This is a genomic window from Brevibacillus sp. NPDC003359 (assembly GCF_042878995.1).
Taxonomy (GTDB): Bacteria; Bacillota; Bacilli; order Brevibacillales; family Brevibacillaceae; genus Brevibacillus.
This window is the reverse complement of the sequence record NZ_JBIAOR010000001.1, coordinates 435,913-459,578: the sequence shown is the minus strand read 5'-3', so window position 1 is coordinate 459,578 and position 23,666 is coordinate 435,913. Positions and strand designations below refer to the sequence as shown.

Here is a 23,666-nt window from a genome sequence, read left to right as displayed (position 1 = left end):
CTGCGGACTGGTCACTTGTTTCGTGCGTCTTCCATTTCCATCTACATCCCCGCTGACCTTTGTAAGCGTTCCGCGATTTTCATAAAGTCTTCCCGCGACACACCTGGCGCAAATTCTTCAGGCAATTCATCTAGTTCCGGTACAGGGCCACCATCCGGGACGCCTTGAATGACCTCCGCTGTGCCCCCATCAGGCAACGGACCGCGCCAAATCATGGCGATATCCTGATAATCCTGATAGCTGAATGTAAACAGCTTGCGATTCAATCCCATTGCGATATACGGATGCGTTGCATCGAATTGTGAGTTATCCAGATTAGGAACAGGCAGCATTTTCGTCATATCAACACCAGTAGCGATCTCTAGCGCCTTAGAGTACGCGACGATATGGACACCACCTCTGACGAGCAAGTAACCGATCATTGCCCGAGCTGTAGGATGATCCGTCATTTCGTACACTCTCATCTTGTGCGTACGCGCTCCGCATTCCAGAAAAAAGTTGTGCAAAAGATCAAGCACAAGATTCCCGCTCGAAAAAACGTAATCACCTGTCCATGATTTACCCATGGAGTCTCCCGGCATGGCAGTTTGTGCGGTCGCAATAAAATGGTACGTATTGCGCTTATTCAATCCGTTATTCAGTGGAGTTGTGTCAGGGTCCCCTGGCCTCGTAATCCCTTTCATGCACAGATTGATGGCATTGGAGACGAGCTCCACATGCCCGACTTCTTCCGCCGTAATGCTGGCGACCAGGTCATAAAACGGCTTCAGCTTGCTCTTTCCGCGAAAGTTGAAGGATTGGAACAAATAATTGTTTAGCGTTGACATTTCACCAAAACGACCGCCCAATAGCTCCTGGACGGCCGCGGCGGCGTTGGCATCTCCATAAGCCGGTTCTGGCAGCTCAATTGCCAACCTGTTGATACGAGTAAACAACCTGCTTCCCTCCCCCGTTTTGCACCTACCTGTACTGTTTTATGTGGGCGAAGGGTTGTTTCATACCAGTTTAAAACGGCATAACCCAGACGATCTGTTGTATGCGTACAAAAAACGTAGAACCTCCCGTCTGCACTACCACATGGTCAGGTAGCACATCAACTACGATTCCACGGAGATTTCCCTGGGTTGTTTGAATGGCAACTTCACGCCGTATGACACTTTGTAACGTCTGATACAAATAAGGGTCAATGATGGAATTCATAGAGGGGGTACTCGACGCTGGTTGTGCTTGTGTCTGAAAAGGATACGAACTCATGACATTTCTGGACTCCTTCCTGTAGTTCCTCACCGCATTTTATGCCCCACGGTTGGGATGGGTGAGTGCACAGGAAGTTCCTCACAAAAATCCCCTGCCATCCAGACAGGGGATTCCATCACTTTCGATTATTTAGCTGCGCGTTTGACAGTGGAAACAACGGATATCTTCTCGTTCTTTGCCAACGTACTTTCGTTTTGTCCGATCACGTCCAACTCGTTCATCCGGTCCAATACAACCGCTTGACGCTGTTTGGCTCGATCCCAGTTCTTGACCGGTGAGTAACGCTCTGGTCCTTTCGGTAAAGAAGCCAGCATTGCCGCTTCTCCCAATGTTACCGATCGATCTCCTGTTTCTGTTGCTTTTTTTCCGAAGTAAAAGGGAACAGCCTCGCCAATCCCGTACTTTCCGTGCCCGAAATAAATCACGTTGAGATACATTTCGAGTAGTTCTTTTTTGCTGTATCGCTGTTCCAATTGCAAAGCGATCGCGATTTCCTTCACTTTTCTGGTCATGGTTTTGTCGTTCGTCAGAAACAAGTTCCGCGCCAATTGCATGGTTATCGTACTTCCGCCCTGCACGTAGGCACCTGCCCTGATATCGATCCAGATCGCCCGGCTCAATCCAATCGGGTCCACTCCTGGATGCTGCATAAACCGATGATCCTCAATCGCTACGAACGCCTTCCACACATGGTCAGGCATTTCGTCCAGTTTTACATAGCTGTTCGATTGCTGTACCGCAGCCAGCTTTTTTTCATCTATCCATATATTCCCCGTCCATGTCAACACGAGCGGCGCCAAGATGGCTGCCATCATGATCACGAGAAAGCTGATACGCAGTCGTTTTTTCCAATGAACACCGAGCTTCTTGATGCTCTTGGGCATGCTCGCCGCTTCATACAAGTCGGAGTTTCTTCCTAATGGGATTGGAAGGTGGTTCATGCTGCATCCCCCCTTGCCTTGCTTCTACTCACATTGTAGGGGATGCGCGCATTTCCTCCCATCGAATCCACTTACAGCAATCTTACAATTTCGTAAGACAAACCATTACGAATGCTGATCTTGCTGTGCCTCCTGTTGCCGCAGCTCGATCCGTCTGATTTTACCGGAGGTCGTCTTCGGCAGTTCGTGTACAAATTCGATTTTGCGCGGGTATTTATACGGAGCGGTTAATTCCTTGACATAATTTTGCAATTCCACGATCAACTCTTCGGATGGCTCATTCCCTTTTTTCAGGATGACAAAGGCTTTTACCACATGACCACGCTCTGGATCAGGACTGGCAACTGCCGCACATTCCGCTACAGCCGCGTGCTTCACCAACGCATCCTCGACCTCAAACGGACCAATCGTGTATCCCCCTGAGATGATAATGTCGTCGGAACGTCCTTCGAACCAGATGTAGCCATCTTCGTCCATGCGACCTTGATCACCCGTGACGTACCAGTCTCCGCGAAACGCTCTGGCAGTGCGTTCGGGATCATCCAGATAGCCTTTGAAAAGCGCCACCATATGGCGATCAATGGCTATATCGCCCACTTTGCCTACGGGCAGCTCCGCTCCCTCTTCGTCAATAATGGCGATCCTCACAACTGGCGATGGCTTGCCCATCGAACCTGGTCTGGGCTCCATGCCGACAAAGGTACCTACCAGCAAAGTGTTCTCTGTCTGTCCGTATCCATCTCGCACGGTCAACTGGAATACGCGACGGAATGTATCGATCACTTCCCGATTGAGCGGCTCACCTGCCGAACATGCGGAGCGCAAGGCGGACAACTTGTATTGATCCAGCTCCGTTACTTTTGCCATGATTCTGTACTCAGTTGGAGTCGCACACAAGACAGACACTGGATATTTTTGCAGAATCGTCAAATAATTCTCCGCAGAAAACTTTCCTTTATAGACAAACGCGGTGGCTCCCAGCCCTAACGTAGAGACAAACGGACTCCAGATCCATTTGGCCCAACCCGGCCCTGCCGTTGCCCAAACCACGTCACCTTCGCGAACGTCCAGCCACTGTGTAGCCGCCACCGCCAAATGCGCAAACGGCCAACCGTGAACGTGCATAACCCCTTTTGGTCCCCCCGTCGTTCCTGACGTATAAGACAGGAAGGCCAGCTCATCCGACTTCGTGTTTACTACCTCATATTCTATGTCCTGCCCCTGGAGCAATCCCTCAAGCGAAATCCATCCCTCTTTCTCTTCGCCCGTCGTGATGTAGTGTTGCAACGTAGCACAGTTCCCTCTCGTCAGATCAACCTCACTCATTGCTCCCGCGAAGCTGATCACAGCCTTGACGTTTGCATGATTGATCCGGTACTCGATATCTTTGTAACGCAGCATCTCTGACCCTGGCAAAATTACTGCCCCCAGCTTCAGCAGTGCCAAATAGAGACCATAGGCCAATGTCCCTCGGGAAACCAGAACGAGTACCCGATCCCCATGCTCGACTCCGATAGACTGTAGACCATTCGCGATTTTATTTGAATATTGGCGCAAATCTTCATACGTTAGGATTTGCTCCTGACCTTGTTCATCTAGTTCCCAAACAGCTCGTCTCTCCGGATGTTTTCTCGCCCATTCGTCTACTTGGGCAGCGAAGTTATAATTTTCTGGAAAGCTCAATTCCATAGGCGCATCTCCACCTTTTCAAAGATTGATGAATAATAATTCGACATAACTATAATTCTTACCTTTTTCTTTCGACAAATATGGGACGAAAAAAGGCCAACCTTTTGCATGGGTTGACCTCCCTTCTGTTATTTCGATCACTCTACTTGCTCTGTAATCGTAGTAGCTTGCACGGAACGCTGTTTTCTTTTTTCCCTCCACTCTTGAAAGCTGCCGACAATTCCGCTCGGAAAGCAGAGCACGACCAAAATATAGAGCAAACCAAGGAAGATGACCCATCTCTCGAATATGGGGTGCAGCTTCGCCAACTCAGTCAACCCGTGATGCGCCAACTCCACAACCCCCGACCCCAAAATGGAGCCAAATAGCGTTCCCAGTCCACCGATCATGCTCATCAAGAGGGCATCCAACGTCGTTTCAATCGAAAACACTTGGGTGTTCACGAATCGCAGCATGACTGCGTACAAGCCTCCACTAATCGCAGCAACCACTCCAGCAACGATGCTGACGATTACCTTATAATGAAGAATTTGATAGCCTAACGCTTCCGCACGTTGTTCATTTTGACCGATGGCTTTCAGTACCTTGCCGAGCGGAGAGAGCGTAAACGCCCGCAAAATGACGAACAGCATGATCATGAGGATCAGGCATACATAGTAAAAGGACAATCGATCACGAAACAGCTCAGGCACAGGAAAAGTAAAGCCATCCCCACCCATCGTCAGTGAGCGCCATTTTTCTGCCAATACGAATAGCAGCTGGGAAATCGCCAAGGTCAGCATTGCATAAAAATGACTTTTCAATCGCAAGGACAGCATTCCGATCACATAGCTGAGCATACCGGAGAGAACGATGGCAACGAGTACACCAAGCAAGTAATAGCCGATCGTCGCATCAAAGTTTTTCAGGAATAAAGACACGGAGTACGCACCAATTCCGAAAAACATACAGTGTCCGAACGAGACGATTCCCGTATAGCCGAGCAACAAATCAAAGCTCATGGCAAAAATCGCAAAGATAAAGATTTGGGTGAACATGATGTACATGCTTCGCGATTCTGAAAAAAACGGCAAAATCGTTAAGGACAGAAAGACAAATAGAATAAATCGATGGTTCAACAATCCGGATGTAGTCAACGCATGATCACCCCTTCGCTCCAAACAGGCCGGATGGTTTGATAAGCAACACGGCCAGCATCAGCAACATGTTCACTGCCAGTGAAAGCTCAGGAACGAAGTAAGCCATAAACGAGCCAAGCACCCCGACTAAAATCGCGGCAATCATAGAGCCTTGAACGCTCCCCATCCCACCGACAATGACGACGATGAATGCCAGAATCGCATACTGCATACCCATTTCCGCAAAAATAACACCTGAATACGGTGCCAGCAGACTACCTCCGAGCGCAGCCATGCCTGCCCCCAGCAAAAAGACGAAGGTAAACACTTGTTTAATATTGATACCGAGTGCCTGCACCATTTCCTTGTCGATGACGCCCGCTCGGACGATCAAGCCTAGTCTAGTTCTCGTCAACAATAGGTGTAGCCCTACGTACACAACTACTCCCACAGCGATGACAAACAAGCGATAAGTGATCAGTATAATGTCGCCCAGTTCGATGCTCCCTTGCAAATAATCCGGTAAAACTGCCCGAATAGGATTGGGGCTCCAAAACACCTTGAGCAATTCACTTATCACAAGCATCCCGCCCAATGTCACTAGCAGTTGCTGAATATGATCACCGTACACGGGACGGATCAACACGCGCTCTAACACGAAACCGAGCAGCATCCCGATGACGACAGCACCTACGATGGCCAGAAGAAAACTATCTGTCAATCCGAAAAGCCATACACCAGCAAAAGCTCCCCAGGCAAACAATCCACCGTGGGCAAAGTTCAACACACTCATTAAGCCAAAGATCAACGTGAGCCCGGACGCGAGCAAGAAAATGAGTATGCCTGTCGCCAGTCCATTTACAAGCAAATTAATCGCGACATCCATTTCATCCCCTCCCTCCCTGTTATACGCTCAGGCAATGCCCAAATATTTTTGTCGCGTATCTGCATCATCCTTCAACTCCTGCATCGCGCCACCGCGGACAATTTTCCCTTCATCCATCAAGTAATACTGCTCGCCGATCATGCTCGCCATCATAAAGTTTTGTTCGACTAAGAGTACGGTCGTTTTCTGCTTCATCGATTCGATGTGGAACATAAGCTTTTCAACCATGATGGGCGCCAGTCCCTTGCTCGGCTCGTCAATTAACAAGAGTCCGTTGCTGTTCACATAAGCACGAGCAATCGCCAGCATTTGCTTTTGACCTCCACTTAAGTGCCCACTCTTCTTTTTCCAGTAATGACGCAGGTCAGGGAATAGATCCAGCATCCACGCGAGCTTTTCTTTTTGTTCGTCGTCATTTTTTTGCATGGCGAGGCGGAACGTCTCTTCTACCGTAAAATCATGAAAAACCCCTTGATTCTCCGGTACATAGCCAATCCCTTTACGCGCAATGGAGTAAGTCGGCAGGTGTCCGATTTCTTCTCCTCGATAGCGAATTTGTCCATGACGGATTGGGGCAAGCCCCATGATGGAGCGAAGCGTCGTTGTTTTGCCCGCGCCGTTTCGTCCAAACAGCACGGTGATACTACCTGCTTGCACGGATAGCGAGACACCCTGCAAGATGTGAAACTGGTCGAGGTACGTTTCGATTTGATCAAGTTGCAGCATCATGCTTATACAACCCTCCCAAGTAGGCAGACTGCACCTGCTCATTTCGCATCATGTCAGTCGGTGTCCCCTCAGCCAATAGCTCTCCATGAAACAGAACGACCATATGATCGGAGAGGGATTTGACCATGTCCATCTTGTGTTCGATTAGGATGATCGTGCACGTATTGCTCTCCTTAATCGATTCGATCACCTTCAATACAGCTGGGACTTCCTCCAACGATATCCCAGCTGTCGGTTCGTCGAGTAAGAGCACATCCGGACGCAGTCCGAGGAGCATGGCTAGCTCCAGCTTTCTTTTCTCCCCGTGCGCCAAATGGCTGGCTAGAACATTTGCCTTTTTCTCCAGCAATACGAGATGCAGCAACTGCTCTACTTCCTCTGCCTGTCGCATCTGATCTGCCTGGGAAATCCATAAGCGAAACCGAACTCCCTGTGCGGCTTGCACGGCCAATCGAATATTTTCCCGCACCGTCAGCTTCGGAAATAAATTCGTCAGTTGAAATGATCGGCCTATCCCCAATCTCGTTCGTGCTGCTGGGCGCAAGTGTGAAATATCTTGCCCCTTGTACTTGATTGTTCCTTGCGATGGCGTAAGCTGCCCGCTTAACAGGTTAAACAACGTCGTCTTTCCGGCTCCATTCGGTCCGATGATTGAAGTAAATCGCTGCTTCGGTATGCGCAGCGATACCTTGTTAATGACTGTTTGCTCCCCGAATGCTACGCTGAGGTCAACCGTTTCCAACAAGTAACTCATTACACACCTCCTCTACTTCTGGTTCCTGACAGGTGGTGCTGTTTCTTCCATCGTCATCTCCCGGACGAGTACAGGAACAGGATGATCAACTCCGTCTTTTTTCTCCAGCTTGATCGCGTACAACGTTTGCAGTGCCTGATGGTCCTCCACCCGGAACTGCATCGTGCCCTTCGGCGTATCAAAGGTCATGCCTTCCATCGCCGTAATCAACTTCTCCGAATCTGTATCGGCGTTCGTCTTTTTCAGCGCTTCCACAACTGCTACTGCTGCCGTCATCCCGCCTGCTGTAAATAAGTCCGGAATCTCGCCGTTAAAACGCTTCTTGTGCTCATTGATGAGCCAGTCGTTCATTTTCGTTTTCGGGAGCGAATGGTAATACACTGAGAAACCTTCCATCCCGATCATTGCCTCCATCGTTTTCAATGCAGCGATATCAGGCGCTCCCGTAGACACCTTGATGCCTTTTTGCTGGACCTGCATATCTTGAAGCTGTTTCCACGGGGAGTTCGAACCTGCCCACGTGATGAACACATACTCGGGTTTGGCGCTGATGATTTTTTGGATGTTGGCTGTGAAATCAGTCGTGTTCGTATCCACGTATTGTTCTTCGATAATGACGGCCCCTAATTTTTCAGCAGCAGTCTTAAAGGCCTCGATCCCTTCTCGGCCGTAGGCGCTGTCTTGGGCCATCGTCGCGATCTTTGTTCCTTTGGAAGCAATCGCCGCAGCACCAGCAACTGCGTCCTGCGAAGAATTTCGACCTGTGCGGAAAATATATTTGTTCCAGTTTTTCCCGGTGATGCTATCTGCTACAGCCGGTTCTACGACCATGATTTTTTTGTACTCTTCTGCCAGGGGAAGGACCGCCAGCGTATCGCCTGAACTCGAGGAGCCTACGAGAAAATCTACCTTGTCGGTCTCCATGAGCTTCGTCGCTTTTTGGACGGCGACATCCGGTTTCGTCTCCGTATCCTCGACGACAAACTCGATCTTTTTGCCAGCGATCTCTCGCTTGCCTTCTGTTGCATAATCGAGTCCGAGCTCAAAACCTCTGGCCGTCTGCTTGCCGTAGCTCTCCAATGGTCCCGTAAGCGAAGCCAGTACGCCTACCTTGATCGTATTACCGCCTCCAGATGAAGCGCTTTCATTTTGGCTGCAACCAACAGCAAGCACGACAGACATCGCTAGCGGGAGCAACATTTTCCATCCTCTTTTTTTCACGCCAGTTCCTCCTCGAAAATAAATATGTTCATTGCGATTCGGCTAACCATTCCAGTACGGTTGCAGCCCACGTATATCCAGTTCCAGCACTGACAGCTACGACAATATCCCCTGGGGCAAGGCGTCCCTCTTGCTGTGCGACATGCAGTCCAATACATGGATCGAGTGCCGACAAATGCCCGTAATGATCGAGATAGACGGCCTGCTCCTCGCTAAGTTGCAGACATTCCAACAGCTCCAAGAACATCGAACGCTTTGTGTGCAAAGGGAGTAGCAGCTTCAAATCACGCAAGGAACGATTGCTTTTCGCCAATGCATGCTCTACCACATGGACAAAGTTCGGGATAGAGATGGGATCAAGTCGTTCTTTCATATCACTCGGATTTGGCACATCGATGTAGTGGAGTCTGTTTTCCACCGTTTCATGACTAGGTAGTAGCTTCGAACCGCCTGCGGGTACCCTTACATCATCATGAAAAGAACCATCGGTAATGATACAGCTGTGGAGAATTCTGCTCTTTGTAGCGCCACGCTTTACGAGAGCAGCTGTCCCTCCATCTGCAAAATTAAACATGAAGCGCGAGCGAGGATTGTCGTAATCGACGATCTGTGATTCTTTACAGCCGGCAACCAGCAAGATGTTTTTGATGGATGCATCTGCCGTCAGCATATCTTTGGCGACCTTCAAAGCGATTGGAAAGCACGAACTGACATTCATCATCTCGAAACCGTATGCGTTTGTCGCTTTTAGCTCGTATGTAATCTTTGGTGCGCTAGACCATACATAGTAATCTTTGTACGGACTGCCGAAGTAAATAATCACATCAATCTCAGATGGATCGATCACCGAGTCGGTCAGCTGTTGCGCAGCGAGAACAGCGAGGTCGGATGCATGAAGGGTGTCATCTGCGACATGCTTTTGGTATAAACCGAATTTTTCGATAATTACACGTGTGGGTATTCCTGTCTTTTCAGCCAATCGCTCTGCTGTTTCTACTCCCTCTGGAAAAAATACGGACGTTGCTTCCACGCCGATGGTCTGCTCGTGGATCGTATTCGCTTCAAACTGATTCATACTTTCGCTCCTTCCCTCGGTACGAGCATTGTCGCTGTTCCTGTCAGAACTACTTTTCCATGCTGATTCGTGCATTCCGTAAGTAATCGGATCATGCCCCGCTCTTCCTGATACTCCAGCACAGTAGCGGTCGCGGTAATCGTGTCTCCGATCAATACGGGAGCGGTAAACTGAATGGTCTGGTCCTTGTAAATGGAACCGATGCCAGGTAGCTGCATCCCGAGCAATCTGGACAACATGCTCGCCGTCAACAGTCCATGTGAGATACGCTGGCCGAACCGCGTGTCTTTTGCGTACTGTTGGTCGATGTGCACCGGATTGTAATCCCCGCTCATTCCCGCAAATAGGACGATATCTGTTTCAGTAATCGTTCTGCTAAAAGATGCTTGCTCCCCTATTGCAAATCTCCCCATGCGAATCACCTCATTGTGTAATGGAATCCGTCTTCAATCTGGTCAAGGCTTGCTTGACGATTTTCCCTGTTGCATTGCGTGGCAGCTCGGTTAAAAACACGAACGACTTCGGAATTTTATACTTCGCCAGTCTTTGCTCACAGTGCGTTTTGATGTGTGCTTCCGTGATGACTGCACCTGATTTTAGCACGATAAACGCCTTCGCGACCTCTCCCCATTTTTCATCGGGTACACCGACGACTGCGGCCTCCTGAATGCCATCCAGCTCGCCGATAACCTGTTCCAGCTCCAACGGATAAATGTTCTCTCCGCCAGAGATAATCATGTCTTTGCGCCTGCCTACGATATAGGCGAACCCTTCTTCATCAAAACGTGCCAAATCACCTGTGTACAACCACCCATCCCGGATGGTCTTAGCTGTTTCTTCTGGTCTGTTCCAGTATTCCTTCATCACATTCGGACCTTTGACGAGCAATTCTCCGATTTCGCCCTGATCCACGTCTTTTCCGTCATCCGAGATCAGGCGGACTTCACAAAACATCACGGGCTTGCCTATTGATCCTGCTTTTCTTTCTGCATCTTCCTTCGCAATCATAAACACGGTGGGGGATGTTTCTGTCAGGCCGTATCCTTGTCCAAAAGGGAGGCCTCGCTCCTGAAATTGCTGGATGAGTTCCATGGGGCATGGAGCGCCGCCGTTGTAGAACCAACGGACGGAATCGAATGGTGTGGTAGCAAAGAAGGGACTTTGACGAATGGCTTCATGGATGGCGGGTACACCCATCACGATGGTGACTCTGTATGTTTCGATGAGTTGAATCGCTTTATCAGGGTCGAACTTCCCGGCAATAACGACGCGCCCGCCAGCAAGCCATGTAGGGAAGGCAAACAACCCGATTCCCCCAATATGAAAGAGTGGCAATAAGACAATCGAGCAGTCTTCTGATGTGAGATCAAGCGCGGCTACATTGTGTACGGAGTTCCAAAACATATTTTCTTGGGTGAGCACTGCTCCCTTAGGCTTTCCTGTCGTTCCTGATGTATAGCAAATGATGTATGGATCATCTCCACTGCCGTCATCTGCCTCAGTCCTACTGTACTGGAATGACTGGCTCCAAGGGAGTTCTCCCGGTTCCAGCCATATCAAATGCTCAATACTGGCCTTCCCCTTGATCAGCTCGATAGTGGCAGCGAACTCGGGCTGGGCACATAACACGCGGATACCACTATCCTCAAACTGATAGTCTAATTCAGCAGGGGTCAAGCGGATATTAAAGGGGACGGCAATCGCACCGAGTTTGGCGATGGCAAACAACAGAAGCACATACTCCAAACTGTTTTGGGACAAGATGCCGATCCGATCCCCCTTTTTGACCTGTAGCTCATATCGAAAATAGTTGGCAAGACGTTGGATCTGCTCATTCATCTGCTGATAAGTAAGTGATTGATCGTTGGCAATTACTGCGATCCGCGTCGGAGTGATTCGGGCTCGCTTTTCAATCCAATAAGCAATTCCGTGCATGAACTCTACTCCTTTGCCTATAAAATGGATCGGTTATGGCTTGGCTGCAATCCCTTTCATTATCATCGACATAGCTGTTTCAAGCACCTCTTCCGGTACGTCTTCATTTTCCCAGTAAACCCAACGCATCCCGATGAATTGACCGATTGACATGAGACAGTAAGCCAAGGTCTCATGATCCATCTCTCGAAACGCACCTTCGTTCATGGCGGTCTTCAGACTTCGCACGTACCCCGCTGCCAGTTTGGCATAATACCAGCGATACAATTCCTGATCGACGAGTGCAGCCTGTTGAATAATGCTATACATGTTGCGATGATGCTTGATCCAACGAAAAAAGGCCAGAAATCCAAGGCGCAAATTCTCTTCTTGCGTGGTTGCTCCCATGATCGCTTCTTTAATCGTCGAACGAAGCTCTCTGCTAAGCTGCCTGATCAATTCATCATAGATCGCTTTCTTTGACTCGAAATAATTGTAAAACGTACCTTGGGATACCTGTGCATGCTGTGTAATTAAGACGATGGACGCATCATAATAGCCCAGCTCGCCAAACACATGCTCTGCGGCATCCAGTATTTTTTTGCGGGTCTCCTGTCCTTTCTTGGTCAAAACAGGGGTAGGCTGACTATTTTCTGACACCTGAATCACCTCTCAGTTTTTATTATATGTATAATTCTAAATATTACAATATATTTTCCGCTGCTCATTTTCAGCTATCGGAAATTGGTATGATTCCCTTTGCACGATTGGCAGAAATTGACGCGAAACGATCAGCGAGAACAAGCGTCCTATATAATAGAGAAGCTCCCATGCGAATGCACGAGAGCTGAAATGGATTTGATGCTTAAATGACGCGCTTGATTTTAACTGTGCGCTTTTCCCAGTTTGTTCCATCATACTTGGAATAAGTCACACCAGGACTACCGTACGTGTGCAGGATTTTCCCATTCCCTGCATAAATAGCTACGTGTGTAATCCGATCAGAAGAACTTGTTGCCGAGGCCTTCATAAAGATCAGATCACCTTTTTGCAGATTGCTCTTGGAAACAGATTTTCCCACAGTAGATTGCTGGCGGGAATCGCGCGGCAGGGTAATGCCCGCTTCTTTAAACACGCGCTGTGTAAAGGAAGAGCAGTCGAATGTGCTGGTCGTACTGCTGCTTGACCCGTATTTGTATTTTGTGCCCAAGTACTTTTCGCCATTTTTAATGACCTGATCGGCAGTTTTGCTTACTGGCTGTTCTGGCTTGCTAGGCGTATTCCCTGAGGAATTGCTATCAATAACACGACGAGCCCCTACAAATTTGTCACTGTACTTCGAGTATGTTTTTACAACTACTTCGTCTTCTCCTTTCGAAGAATAGACGAATTTATCACTGCCTATGTATATTCCCATAAAAGTTGGGCTGCCGCTTCCGCTAGAGGCGAAGAACACCAAATCCCCTGGCTGCACGCTTTTTTCGGATACTTTACTCCCAGTCTTGTACAGGCTAGAGATTGTGCTCCCGATGGAAATCCCTACTTGTTTGTACGCATACGTAGCCAGCTCTGCAGATCCGAATTGCTTCGGTCCCTTTGCTTTGTACTCGTAATCCTTCCCAATCAAAGAAGTAGCAATTTTTGCAACCTCTGACTGTTTTGAATCTTGTGTCTTAGCGGCCACTTCTCCAACTTGACCACCCATTAACAGGGACGTACTCAGCATGACTGCTACTGTTGACTTCATTACCCAATCTCGTTTCGTCACTTTCTTTTCCTCCTTGCCATGTTGTGGCACCCGTCTTGGGTACATGGACAGAATAGCGCAAGAGGAAACAGGAGGATAAGACCGTAAAATTTTCCAATAGTGGAATTGGTAGCATGGGACTAGTGAGAAAACTGGGTGCAAAGTAGGCGGTTACTACTTCTTAGTTCCATGGAACCACAAAGGTTACAAAACGGTTTCAAAGATGGTTTTCTAAGCAAAAAAACGGCATTTTGAACGGCTTCCCGTACGATTGTTTCTCTTTGAACGAAGACCCTGACCCCATACAAAAACCATCTTCTGCATGTTTCTGTCAGAAGATGGTTTTCTCTTTGTACCTATTTCATATTAACCGTAAACTGCCCCCAAGTCTCTTCTCCCCACTTGAGAGTCAGCACATCTCCATCCGAAACTGGTCCTACCCCCGCTGGTGTACCTGTGTAAATGATATCCCCTTTATCCAATCCAACATGTTCGGAAATATAAGCCATCATTGTTTCCAAATCAAAAATGACATCACGCAAATTGCCGCGCTGTACTTGCTCTTCATTTTTCAGCAAGGAGAAATCGTTTTGGTGCAGCTTCTCCATACCTGAGAAAGGATGAAACGGAGTCAAAATCGCTGAATTTTTAAACCCTTTTGCCAACAACCATGGATGCCCTGCTTTCTTCAGCTCACTCTGAACATCCCGTAAAGTAAAGTCAATGCCAAGTGCTATTTGGTCAATCATCTCGTCAAGCGTAGCTCCCGCCTCATACGGTCTCGCGATGTGAATCACGAGCTCTGCCTCATAATGGAGCTCTCCTCGGGAACCCGGAAGTTCAATGGTTTCTCCGGTTGTTTTGGCCAGCGCATGCGTTGGTTTCATAAAGATCATTGGCTTGGTTGGCACATCATTCCCTAACTCCGCCGCATGCAATCGATAGTTGCGACCGACACAGTAAATATTTTTGACTGACTCCATTTTGTCCTCTCCCTCTCCTTTGGCTGCTGTCTCTTTTTCACTATATCATGGCTGGATGGCGCATTACAGCTTGTCTTCTACGTCATCGTCCATGCAGTTCCCATAGCCAGGCCAAAGACGGGCATTCCCTCGTGCTTCTACTTCAATAACGGTATCACAAATCGACTCCAATGCACTCTCCAGATCCATCTCTTGTTCAGAGCTCCAGGAAAATTCGTAATGGAAAATCACTTGCTGCTCTGTCGTTTCGGAAAGGACAAAGGCAAACTGCTGCTGTTGTTCCACGACATGCTTTCGGGCTGCAACTGTCGCTTCAACCGAGAACAATCCATCCCATTCAGCAACCATATATGTAGAAGTGACATCAATCCACAGGGAAGGAATTTCATTCATTCGGCGAAAAACTACAGAGTCCTCCCGATAAAACCCGTAGCCAGAGGGCAGCGCACCCGCGAGCTTGAATGGGATTCCTACCGGCAAATCCTGTGGCTTCAATGCGTGGACGAGTCTCCCAGGCAAAAGATAGCAACCATCCTGCTGTCGATCTAACCGTTCTCCCATGGCGAGAACCTCTTGATTGTGTGAATCACCTATCACCTGAACGAACATCACGGCACCTCCCTCTAAAACAGTATGGTCAGCAATGCATGACTCAAAACCAAATGATCATCCATTTTTTTCCTGTATAAATATCGAAAAAAACAGGGTTCATCCATAGGATGCCCCCTTTATTCCTTCAAGCTACGCACGTATGATCGCAATCACAACTTGTTCGTCATCGTATGATTTTGCTTTGATTTTCACAGGGAAATCATACAAATTGGTAAATTTGAAATCCATATAGCCATAAGCTACTGTGGCATCTTGACCAACGGGCACGTACCCCACTGATTTACTGTGGTTATGTCGTTCCACCATGATCATCCCCGCTTCAGCAGTTGCATTGTAAAGCGTGCTGGAAACCTGACATATCCCGCCTCCATAGTCATCGACGAGTTGGCCCTTCTGAATAACCCCGGCCTTTTGCCAACCATCCTCGGGCAAATTCGAATTGCCCACTTCTTCATTGAAAGAAAACACTTGTTGTGGTTTGATTTTTTCATTATGAATCTTGCTCAATGCTTGCTTGATGTTATGCTTACGCGCATCGGTGCTGTCTTTCATCGAAGAGTAATAAAGGCCGAGAACCTCATCTTCCTTGAGGTCCATCTTCTCCACATACTTTTCCTGCAAATTTGCCTGCCACTCTATAGCAGGAGATAACGGATCTAATTGTAACGCCATTGCACGCTCAGGCGCGTAGTTCATACCGAGTGAGAACACAAGGGCCACTGTTACCATACTGATCGGCCAATGCCGAACTTTCTTCATTTCTACTTCCTCTCCCACATTTGTTGATCGTTATACTGACGCAAGCTCCCGTATTTATATTTCTAGTCATTGTTCGTATACCTTGTCTCTAACAATGTACCGTATGGGAAAAGCGACTATCAACCTGCAAATGTTGGGCTTTTTCGTACTGCGATTTTACTCGTCATCCTCATCGATAATCCCAAGGGCTTTGTTCTTTTCTTTAAAGCGTTGGTTATGGGAAGAAACATACGCCATCCGGTCTGCTACCGGGTCTATGTGCAATTTGGCGCTGTTAACGGCTACGGCCGCATCTGTGAATGCTCCTGCGATCAGCGTAATCTTGCTGTCAAAGCTCGCAAAATCTCCCGCCGCAAAAATCCCAGGCAGATTCGTTGCCAGACGAGGACTGACAAACACGTTCCACTCATCCATGTCCAAGCCCCACTCTTTAATCCCTGTGAAATCGGCCTTCAATCCGTGATTGACGATGATGGCGTCGACATCGATTTGCTCTATCTCGTCCGTCTCCAGATGACGTATCGTCACTTTATCGATCGTTTCTTTGTCTGAGCTTTGCAATTGCGTGACCGCATACGGAGTGCGGATCTTCGCAGATGACTCTTTCATTCGCTTCACATTCCGCTCATGCCCACCAAAAACATCACGGCGATGCACGACGGTTACGGATGCTGCGATTTGCACCAGTTCGTTTGCCCAATCGATCGCGGAGTCCCCGCCCCCTGAGATGAGGACGTGCTTACCACGGAATGGCTCCAGTTCCTGCACCGTATAATGAAGATTTGTCACCTCGTAGCGCTCGGCTCCCTCGATCTCCAACTTTGCCATTTTCAAAATACCGCGACCCAAAGCCAGTATGATCGTGCGGGTCCAATGCCGTCTCCCCGATTTTGCAACGAGTATGTACGTGCCATCTTCTTGTGGCTCTAGTCCAATAATCGCCTCTCCTAGCACGATGGTCGGATCAAATGTCTTCGCTTGTTGCACCAGATTGGCAACCAGCTTTTCGCATAGCTGTGGTGGTACGCCGCCTACATCCCAGATCATTTTTTCTGGATAGATCAACATTCGTCCGCCGAGCTCTTCTTTCGCTTCAATGAGTTTTGTCTTCATATCGCGCATTCCGCTATAAAAAGCAGCGTACATCCCCGCAGGGCCACCGCCAATAATGGTTACATCAAACAGCTCCAACTGTACTCCCACAACTACCCCTCCACTGTCTTTCCTGTTTGTTTATGAATCATCAAAATCATTAATGAAAATGAGATTCATTATCACAATGTGATTGTAATGGAAAATAGAGGAGGATTCAACAATCAATGAGAAACTTTCCCGCTTGAACTGTAATAAAGCGACAAACGTTCAAGAAAAAATAAAAAGGTCCGTAAATAGCTTCATCAGCCAATTTACGAACCTGTTGTTTGCAATATGGTGCGGTCGAGAGGACTTGAACCTCCACGGTGTTGCCACCACTAGAACCTGAATCTAGCGCGTCTGCCAATTCCGCCACGACCGCATAAAAAATGGTGCCGGCAATAGGACTTGAACCCACAACCCCCTGATTACAAGTCAGGTGCTCTACCAATTGAGCTATACCGGCACATTACGAGAAACTATGTAATTCGCACATTCTAGTGAAAGAATGGCGGAGCTGACGGGACTCGAACCCGCGACCTCCGGTGTGACAGACCGGCGTGAACTCCAACTTCACCACAGCTCCATGTGATTTTGTCTCCATCTTGCTTTGACTTCTGTAATATAGCACGATCATATCTCGTAATGCAATAGTTTTTAAAAAATAAAATAAAAGATTATTTTTTCATAGATTTACCAACCAAAATCCGATAGAATTTTAGATAGATATGCAGATTTTAGTAGATTGGTGGAGACGATGACATGAAAAAGACTTCGAGGCTACTCACCTTCCTCGCCCTCTTCACTCTGCTGCCTACTGCTGCCCATGCTTCCTCATCGGCGTATGTGGTATCAGCAGGTGATACGTTGAGCAAGATCGCTCGCGAGCATCAGGTAACAGTGGATCAAATCATTCAATGGAACCAATTGAATGATGATAGATTGTCAATTGGACAAACTTTGTCTATTCATGGGGCAAACAATTCTGGTTCTATTACGCCTGACAGTCCTTCCGATGTAGCTGTCAATCAGGATGATAACGCTACCACCGAGCCTAAAGAACTAACCGCTGGTGAAAAAGCCCGCGTCACTGGCGACGTGCTGAATGTGCGTAAAAAGCCATCGACTGATGAAAAAGTGTTAGGCAAGCTGAGATTCGGTTCGATTGTAGAAGTCGTAGAAACAGGCAGTGAATGGACGAAAATCGAATTCGAAGATAGTGAAGCATACGTTGCTACAGAGTTCCTAAGTCCAAATCTTACATCTGCGGTTTCGCTACCTGCCGAGGTAAATGCAGAAGATCTGGGCCGAATGACGGAAATTTTTGAGCCTTTGCTAAATACACCATACGTCTTAGGTGGAACTACACCGAATGGCTTTGATTGTAGTGGCTTTACTTCATACGTTTTTGAACAACTTGGGGTTACACTTCCGCGCACTTCTGAAGATCAATTCCGTGGCGGTCAAGAAGTTTCCCTCGATCAAGCACAGCCTGGTGACCTCTTGTTCTACGATTCGCTTGGAAAAGGACGCGTGTCTCACGTAGCGATCTATTTGGGCAATGGGGCGATCGTGCATGCAAATGGCGAAGATGTTCGCTTTGGCAAAGTCGAATACATGCATAAGCTCTACCCGTTTTACGGAGTTAAGCGTTACGCTAATTTCCAGTAAGCTTTCCCACCCATAAAGCAAACAAACAGCCCTATCTGCTTTTTACAGCAGTTCGAGGGCTGTTTGTTGTTCTCTCACTTAGTGCATTTCGGTATTATGGGCCTGCTGTTGCTGTTGTTGCCCCCCGATTTCGATTTTACCTAATGCTTGTTTCATTTTGTCGAGCTGAAGCTGGTAATCACGAACGACTACGGTAAGAACACTGACAGACTCCTTGAAATCAGGCTCGCTGCTTACTCTGTCGATGGCTCTATGTAAATGCAGCATCTTGTTCTCCGTTTCCCGTAGTAGGTCGAGTAACTGCAATCCGTTTACCACGTTATCACCTCATCTGTTTTTTCTTACTTTCTCCTTCCCTCCTGTTCCCTATGCGCACAAAAACGCTTTGCGTCATGAATAAAAAAAGTCCGCCAAAGACATATAGCGGACGTTCTTCTCATTTAGTTCAAGCGAGCAGATGAGAGCTCAACGAATTTGTCGATATCTTTTGCAACCAAAGAAAGTGAATTACGCCAGAAATCAACTGAACGTACATCAACATCCATGATCGCTGCTACATCTGCAACGCTCATTTTGCCCGTTACGGATAAGAGCTTGTCGTACTGCTCAACAAATGCTTCCCCGCGTTTGAGATACTCTGCGTACAAGCCTTTCGCGAACAGGAGCCCAAAAGCATACGGGAAGTTGTAGAAATTGTAATCCGCGCTATAATAGTGCGGTTTGCATACCCACATGTACGGGTGTAGAGCTGCCGGATCCAAACCATCTCCGTAAGCGTCCTTTTGCGCTTGCAGCATCAGTTCTTTCAGAGTGGAAACAGACAAGCCACCTTCTGTTCTGCGCTCAAATACTGCGGTCTCGAACAAGTAACGGCTATAAATATCGACAATCACTTGACTCGCTCCGCTAATATCGTTTTCCAAAATCGCAAATGCTTCTTCCGAAGTCGCTTGTTCAAGCGCCGCATTGGCAATGATGGTTTCGCACAAAATGGACGCGGTTTCTGCGATTGGCATCGGATATTCGCTATTCAAGAATGCTTCGTCTACAAGACATTCTCCGTGGTAGCCATGTCCCAATTCATGTGCCATTGTACTCACGTCGTTGTAGCTACCTGTGTAGTTGGACATAATTCTGCTCTCACCTACGATGTGCAGGTTGTAGCAGAATGCCCCTCCACGCTTGCCTTCACGAATCTCAGCATCTATCCACTGATCGTCATAAGCTCGTGCTGCATAGTTGGCGAGCTTTTCGCTAAAGCTACCAAAGTGCTTCACGATGAAGTCACGGGATTCCTCATATGAGAACCGCATGTCTGCCTCGCCAACTGGCGCAAACAAATCGTAAAACGGCAACTGAGCGCTCTCATGGCCGAGCAACTGAGCCTTTGTACGGAAGTATTTATGGAAGGATGGCAGGCTCTCACGCATCGCCTGAAGCATCGCTTCGAGCGTCTCGCGGTCCATGCGGGAGTCTTGCAACGTCTTATCCAGCGGCGATTCATAGCCTCTGAGCTTCGCTACCGTAATAACCTCGCCCTTGATACCATTTAAGCTGGCAGCAGCAGCTTCATCGATTTTTTTGTAAGCGGCAAGCTCCGCCTCGTATGCCGTTTTGCGAAGCTGCGGGTCTTTTTCGTTCGCCATGTTCCGCACGACTGGCAATGGAAGCTGTTTGTGCTCCCCATCGATTGTAATATCTACAAGCAATGTGGAAGTCAGCATTTCATGGAGCTTTGTCCATGCATTTGAACCTGTATTTTTCATCTTTGCCAAGATGATTTCTTCTTTTTCGCTGAGCATGTATTTGCTCTTGTCTGACATTTCTGTCAACATAAAGCGATGTGTCTCTAACAGCTCCGATTGGCTAATCAACTCGGCCAGGTTACTCAACGTTCCTAGCCACTTCTGGAACTGTACGCCTGGTTCAACCAACTCAACTGCCTGATTCTGTACTTTTTCAATCGCGAGCAATGCTACTTCATTCTTGGCATCGACGCTGGCAGTCAGCTCTCCGTAGGCGTACAAGCGGAACTGCGTTTGCAAAACGGAGGTCATCATCGTTATGTATGTCTCCATCTTCGCTACTGCATCTTCTGAAGATTGCAAGTTTTGCACTGCCCAGCTTTTGATCTCTTCCATTTCACCTACTAACTTCTCCCAATCTTGTTTCCATTCGGGCGCATCAAACGAGGAATACAAAACGTCCAAATTCCAGCGCATATTCATGGGCACGTGCCTCCTTTTCGCTTATGTAACAAACCTATTGTAAAAAAATTCAGATGGATTCTGCAAGTTTTTACTAAGAAAACTTCTTTTGTGAGAATAAAAAGACTCTGCCGCTAGTGTAAGCAGAGTTCTTTTGTAGGTGATCAAGCTCGCACGGGCTGGGTCAAAAACGTTAAGGCAGACAAGGCAAAAAGCTGGGTGGATTCCACCAACTGGTCAATAGCTACATACTCATCTGCATGGTGAGGGATGTGGCGATCGCCTGCGCCTGTCGTCAAAATCGGAATGCCGGCCTTGTGCAGGAAGGTTCCATCTGTGGCTCCTGGGACGCCATTATATACGGGTTCTTTTTTCGTGATTTCTCGATAGGCGCTTGCGGCGGCAGTCACGACTTCTTCCTTCATGCCAGTCAAAGTCCAGGGACGCTCTTCAATTACTTCCAGAGTGGCTTTGAACTTGTCATCTTCTTTGCTTAATTCATCTAAAATGTCCATGATTTCTTTGTACAGCTCTTGGTGGTCCTGCCCTGGTACCGTGCGAATATCAAGTGTGGTCATACATTGATCTGGGACGACGTTGATTTGGGCGTCTCCTTTGACCGGAGCTTGCAAAATCGTCGGAGTGATACTCGGCCACCCTAGCATCGGATGCTGTCCCAGACGAGCCATTTCCTTGCGCTCTAGCTCCTCTAATGCCACAATGGCACGTGCCATCCTTGTGTTCGGATTGATTCCAGTCAGTGGCATGGCTCCATGCGCCATCTTGCCAAACGTACGAAGAATCGCTCGCATGGCTCCTTTTTGCGTGATGCAGAGCTGATTTTCTTCCGGTTCACAGATGATTGCCGCATCGACATTGTTGGCCCAGCCGCGACGGATGAAATCTTTGATCCCGATCATCATGCTCTCCTCATCGCAAGGGATGCACAGGAGGATTTTTCCTGTAAAAGACTGTTTGGATCGTTGAATGGCTTTGACGGCACATATCGCGGCAGCCAGATTTCCTTTTGTGTCACAGGAGCCACGCCCGTAGATACGTCCACCAGATATTGTCCCGCCAAAAGGGTCGTAGCTCCAAGCATTCCGGTCCCCTTCTGTTACGACATCTGTATGGGCTTCGAACAGAAGCGTTTTGCCAGGCCTGCCCGAATCGTAAAAAGCGATGACGTTCGGTCTGCCTGGAACAACCTCTTCATAGAAGACCTGTAACCCCATGTTACGAAGATAATCGGCGAGAAATAGCGCGACTCGCTCTTCATTCGCTCCTGGCTGATCGGGGCGAAACACACTTGGAATTCTTACTAGCTCCTGCGTTAGGCGCACAACTTCCTGCTCGTCAACAAAGGATATCACCTGATTCATCCGACAATCCTCTCCTCTGCATCCAATTATGTTACACCTATTCCTGTAAATAACTGCGATAAGATGGCAGTCCCCCTGCTTCCTCTGCGTGCTTAACCGCTTGTATGACGGCTTCTGCTAGCACATCCGCGGACAACGTGCCAACCAAGTCTACACTCGTATCTACATCACCTGTTGCCACTGCAAAAATCGTATCGCCATCGTACATCGTGTGGATCGGCCGGATCGTACGGGCGAGTCCATCGTGAGCCATTTGCGCTACTTTGTTTGCTTCCGCTTTGGACAAGCGGGCATTGCTCGCTACTATAGCAATCGTCGTGTTCGTACCTGGAGGGATTGGGGAAAAAGCTTGCTGGCGCATGATATCCACGCTATCCCGAATGGTTCCCTGCTCATCTCTCGGCCCGGCGAGGATCGTCCCTGACTGCGGATCTACGACATGGCCTACCGCATTTACCGCGACGATAGCGCCTACGACTAGTCCATTGGGTAATGTCATGGAAGCTGTGCCCAACCCACTCTTCATCGCATTCCCAAATCCATTCAGCTTACCTACTGACGCACCTGTACCCGCACCGACATTTCCTTGCGCCACCGCCTCACGGCTCGATACCTGTGCTGCCTCATAGCCCATTTGAAGATCCGGACGAACCCGAAAGTCGCCAACAGCCAAGTCGAACAAGACTGCCGCAGGAACGATGGGAACGACACCATAGCCAACATCCAGTCCGGTGCCTTGTTCCTCTAAATACTGCATGACACCCGTAGCAGCATCCAAACCGTATGCGCTGCCGCCTGAAAGGCAAATCGCATGGACGACACTCACCAGATTGACAGGGTCCAAGAGGTCCGTCTCGCGGGTGCCCGGGGCAGAACCCCGGACATCCACACCGCAAACAGACGGCTTTTCCAGCACAATCACACTGCATCCTGTCAATGTTTCTTCGTTTTGTGCATGCCCGACGAGAACGCCGGGTACGTCAACAATCGTTCCGGTCATTATAAGTCTCCTGAAATTTTTGATTTTTGCCTGCCTGCTGAGCCCAATTTCTTCCAAGCTGCAACAACAGCCAATGTAACAATGACAGAAACAATTGCTTCTGGCAAACCGTTCGTTATGGCGACGGTTGCCGCTACACCGAGCGTCATGTATCCTCGAATGACGGCCATGCCCAGTACCAGGATCGTGTTTGTCATCGCCCCAATAAAGCCAGCTGCGCCAATCGCCAAGTACTGATTGACGTTTTTCAATCCGACATAGGTCAAGTAAGCAGTCACTCCGATGAACAAACGTGGCAGGATGGCTACAAGAGGATCTTTAAACAGCGGAACGGTGGCATTTAAGAAAGAAGAGACTCCAAATATAAGGCCAATGATCATACCAACGCCCCAACCCTCCATAATGCCCCCGATAACAGCTGGGATGTGCATAATGGTGGCATTACCCGCTGCTGTCGGAACCGGAATGTAGCCAAGACGTGTCACCCCGAGCAAAATAGCTATCGCACCCAGAACGCCTGCAATGACAATCTTGCGAACGGTCAAGCCTTTTTCCATGCATACTCCTCCTTTTACGAGTTTTATGTG

At 48.4% G+C, this 23,666-nt stretch carries 24 protein-coding genes and 3 tRNA genes; 1 reads left to right on the top strand and 26 read right to left on the bottom strand.

The genetic code is table 11. The annotated features are described in order from the left end of the window. Nucleotides 1-41 precede the first annotated feature (41 nt). The 21 genes from ACFYU8_RS02215 to ACFYU8_RS02115 form a co-directional block, all read right to left on the bottom strand. Nucleotides 42-935, bottom strand: coding sequence for a manganese catalase family protein (locus ACFYU8_RS02215; RefSeq protein ID WP_390296247.1), 894 nt, complete (start codon nt 933-935; stop codon nt 42-44). A 70-nt stretch (nt 936-1,005) separates the two neighbouring features. Continuing rightward, nucleotides 1,006-1,254 (bottom strand): YuzF family protein, encoded by a 249-nt coding sequence (locus ACFYU8_RS02210; RefSeq protein ID WP_390296249.1) that lies wholly within the window; start codon nt 1,252-1,254, stop codon nt 1,006-1,008. A 128-nt stretch (nt 1,255-1,382) separates the two neighbouring features. Next, a complete protein-coding gene (locus tag ACFYU8_RS02205; protein ID WP_390296251.1) occupies nt 1,383-2,198 on the bottom strand; it encodes a transglycosylase domain-containing protein in 816 nt (271 codons plus the stop codon). 105 nt (nt 2,199-2,303) lie between these two features. Continuing rightward, nucleotides 2,304-3,887, bottom strand: a complete 1,584-nt coding sequence (locus ACFYU8_RS02200) for an acetate--CoA ligase (protein ID WP_390296253.1) — start codon at nt 3,885-3,887, stop codon at nt 2,304-2,306. Between the two features lie 137 nt (nt 3,888-4,024). Continuing rightward, a complete protein-coding gene (locus ACFYU8_RS02195) occupies nt 4,025-5,008 on the bottom strand; it encodes a branched-chain amino acid ABC transporter permease (protein WP_390297361.1) in 984 nt (327 codons plus the stop codon). A 22-nt stretch (nt 5,009-5,030) separates the two neighbouring features. Then, nucleotides 5,031-5,891: a branched-chain amino acid ABC transporter permease gene (locus ACFYU8_RS02190; protein WP_390296255.1), complete on the bottom strand. Its 861-nt coding sequence runs from the start codon at nt 5,889-5,891 to the stop codon at nt 5,031-5,033. A gap of 27 nt (nt 5,892-5,918) precedes the next feature. After that, on the bottom strand, nt 5,919-6,620 hold the full coding sequence (locus ACFYU8_RS02185; RefSeq protein ID WP_390296257.1) for an ABC transporter ATP-binding protein: 702 nt from the start codon (nt 6,618-6,620) through the stop codon (nt 5,919-5,921). Next, a complete protein-coding gene (locus ACFYU8_RS02180) occupies nt 6,604-7,374 on the bottom strand; it encodes an ABC transporter ATP-binding protein (protein ID WP_390296259.1) in 771 nt (256 codons plus the stop codon). The genes ACFYU8_RS02185 and ACFYU8_RS02180 overlap by 17 nt, the downstream gene beginning before the upstream one ends. A gap of 12 nt (nt 7,375-7,386) precedes the next feature. After that, complete coding sequence (locus ACFYU8_RS02175; RefSeq protein ID WP_390297363.1) at nt 7,387-8,556, bottom strand: substrate-binding domain-containing protein; 1,170 nt, start codon at nt 8,554-8,556, stop codon at nt 7,387-7,389. A gap of 67 nt (nt 8,557-8,623) precedes the next feature. Next, nucleotides 8,624-9,670, bottom strand: a complete 1,047-nt coding sequence (locus tag ACFYU8_RS02170; RefSeq protein ID WP_390296261.1) for a 3-oxoacyl-ACP synthase — start codon at nt 9,668-9,670, stop codon at nt 8,624-8,626. Further along, a complete protein-coding gene (locus ACFYU8_RS02165; protein WP_390296263.1) occupies nt 9,667-10,083 on the bottom strand; it encodes a MaoC family dehydratase in 417 nt (138 codons plus the stop codon). The genes ACFYU8_RS02170 and ACFYU8_RS02165 overlap by 4 nt, the downstream gene beginning before the upstream one ends. Before the next feature lie 10 nt (nt 10,084-10,093). Beyond that, on the bottom strand, nt 10,094-11,605 hold the full coding sequence (locus tag ACFYU8_RS02160) for an o-succinylbenzoate--CoA ligase (RefSeq protein WP_390296265.1): 1,512 nt from the start codon (nt 11,603-11,605) through the stop codon (nt 10,094-10,096). 33 nt (nt 11,606-11,638) lie between these two features. After that, entirely contained in the window at nt 11,639-12,244 is a 606-nt protein-coding gene (locus ACFYU8_RS02155; protein WP_390296267.1) for a TetR/AcrR family transcriptional regulator, read from the bottom strand. Nucleotides 12,245-12,449: 205 nt separating this feature from the next. Beyond that, nucleotides 12,450-13,352 carry a C40 family peptidase gene (locus tag ACFYU8_RS02150; RefSeq protein ID WP_390296269.1) on the bottom strand — a complete coding sequence of 301 codons (903 nt, stop codon included), beginning with the start codon at nt 13,350-13,352 and terminating at the stop codon, nt 12,450-12,452. Between the two features lie 335 nt (nt 13,353-13,687). Continuing rightward, complete coding sequence (locus ACFYU8_RS02145) at nt 13,688-14,314, bottom strand: fumarylacetoacetate hydrolase family protein (RefSeq protein ID WP_390296271.1); 627 nt, start codon at nt 14,312-14,314, stop codon at nt 13,688-13,690. 63 nt (nt 14,315-14,377) lie between these two features. Next, nucleotides 14,378-14,923 carry a hypothetical protein gene (locus ACFYU8_RS02140; protein WP_390296273.1) on the bottom strand — a complete coding sequence of 182 codons (546 nt, stop codon included), beginning with the start codon at nt 14,921-14,923 and terminating at the stop codon, nt 14,378-14,380. 132 nt (nt 14,924-15,055) lie between these two features. After that, on the bottom strand, nt 15,056-15,685 hold the full coding sequence (locus ACFYU8_RS02135) for a VanW family protein (protein WP_390296275.1): 630 nt from the start codon (nt 15,683-15,685) through the stop codon (nt 15,056-15,058). Nucleotides 15,686-15,841: 156 nt separating this feature from the next. Next, nucleotides 15,842-16,888: an NAD(P)/FAD-dependent oxidoreductase gene (locus tag ACFYU8_RS02130; RefSeq protein WP_390296277.1), complete on the bottom strand. Its 1,047-nt coding sequence runs from the start codon at nt 16,886-16,888 to the stop codon at nt 15,842-15,844. A gap of 226 nt (nt 16,889-17,114) precedes the next feature. Continuing rightward, nucleotides 17,115-17,201: transfer RNA gene (locus ACFYU8_RS02125), tRNA-Leu, on the bottom strand. 8 nt (nt 17,202-17,209) lie between these two features. After that, nucleotides 17,210-17,285, bottom strand: a tRNA-Thr gene (locus ACFYU8_RS02120). Between the two features lie 43 nt (nt 17,286-17,328). Further along, nucleotides 17,329-17,405: transfer RNA gene (locus ACFYU8_RS02115), tRNA-Asp, on the bottom strand. A 176-nt stretch (nt 17,406-17,581) separates the two neighbouring features. Here ACFYU8_RS02115 and ACFYU8_RS02110 point away from each other — a divergent pair. After that, nucleotides 17,582-18,490, top strand: coding sequence for a C40 family peptidase (locus ACFYU8_RS02110; protein ID WP_390296279.1), 909 nt, complete (start codon nt 17,582-17,584; stop codon nt 18,488-18,490). A 78-nt stretch (nt 18,491-18,568) separates the two neighbouring features. On the opposite strand, the gene ACFYU8_RS02105 is transcribed toward ACFYU8_RS02110, so the two are convergent. The 5 genes from ACFYU8_RS02105 to ACFYU8_RS02085 form a co-directional block, all read right to left on the bottom strand. Further along, nucleotides 18,569-18,808, bottom strand: a complete 240-nt coding sequence (locus tag ACFYU8_RS02105; protein ID WP_106837426.1) for a hypothetical protein — start codon at nt 18,806-18,808, stop codon at nt 18,569-18,571. A gap of 122 nt (nt 18,809-18,930) precedes the next feature. Next, a complete protein-coding gene (locus ACFYU8_RS02100; RefSeq protein WP_390296281.1) occupies nt 18,931-20,718 on the bottom strand; it encodes a M3 family oligoendopeptidase in 1,788 nt (595 codons plus the stop codon). 143 nt (nt 20,719-20,861) lie between these two features. Continuing rightward, on the bottom strand, nt 20,862-22,079 hold the full coding sequence (locus ACFYU8_RS02095; protein WP_390296283.1) for a M20 family metallopeptidase: 1,218 nt from the start codon (nt 22,077-22,079) through the stop codon (nt 20,862-20,864). 37 nt (nt 22,080-22,116) lie between these two features. Continuing rightward, on the bottom strand, nt 22,117-23,079 hold the full coding sequence (locus ACFYU8_RS02090; protein ID WP_390296285.1) for a P1 family peptidase: 963 nt from the start codon (nt 23,077-23,079) through the stop codon (nt 22,117-22,119). Then, nucleotides 23,079-23,636: an ECF transporter S component gene (locus ACFYU8_RS02085; RefSeq protein WP_390296287.1), complete on the bottom strand. Its 558-nt coding sequence runs from the start codon at nt 23,634-23,636 to the stop codon at nt 23,079-23,081. Before ACFYU8_RS02085 ends, ACFYU8_RS02090 begins: the two co-directional genes overlap by 1 nt. Between the last annotated feature and the right edge of the window lie 30 nt (nt 23,637-23,666).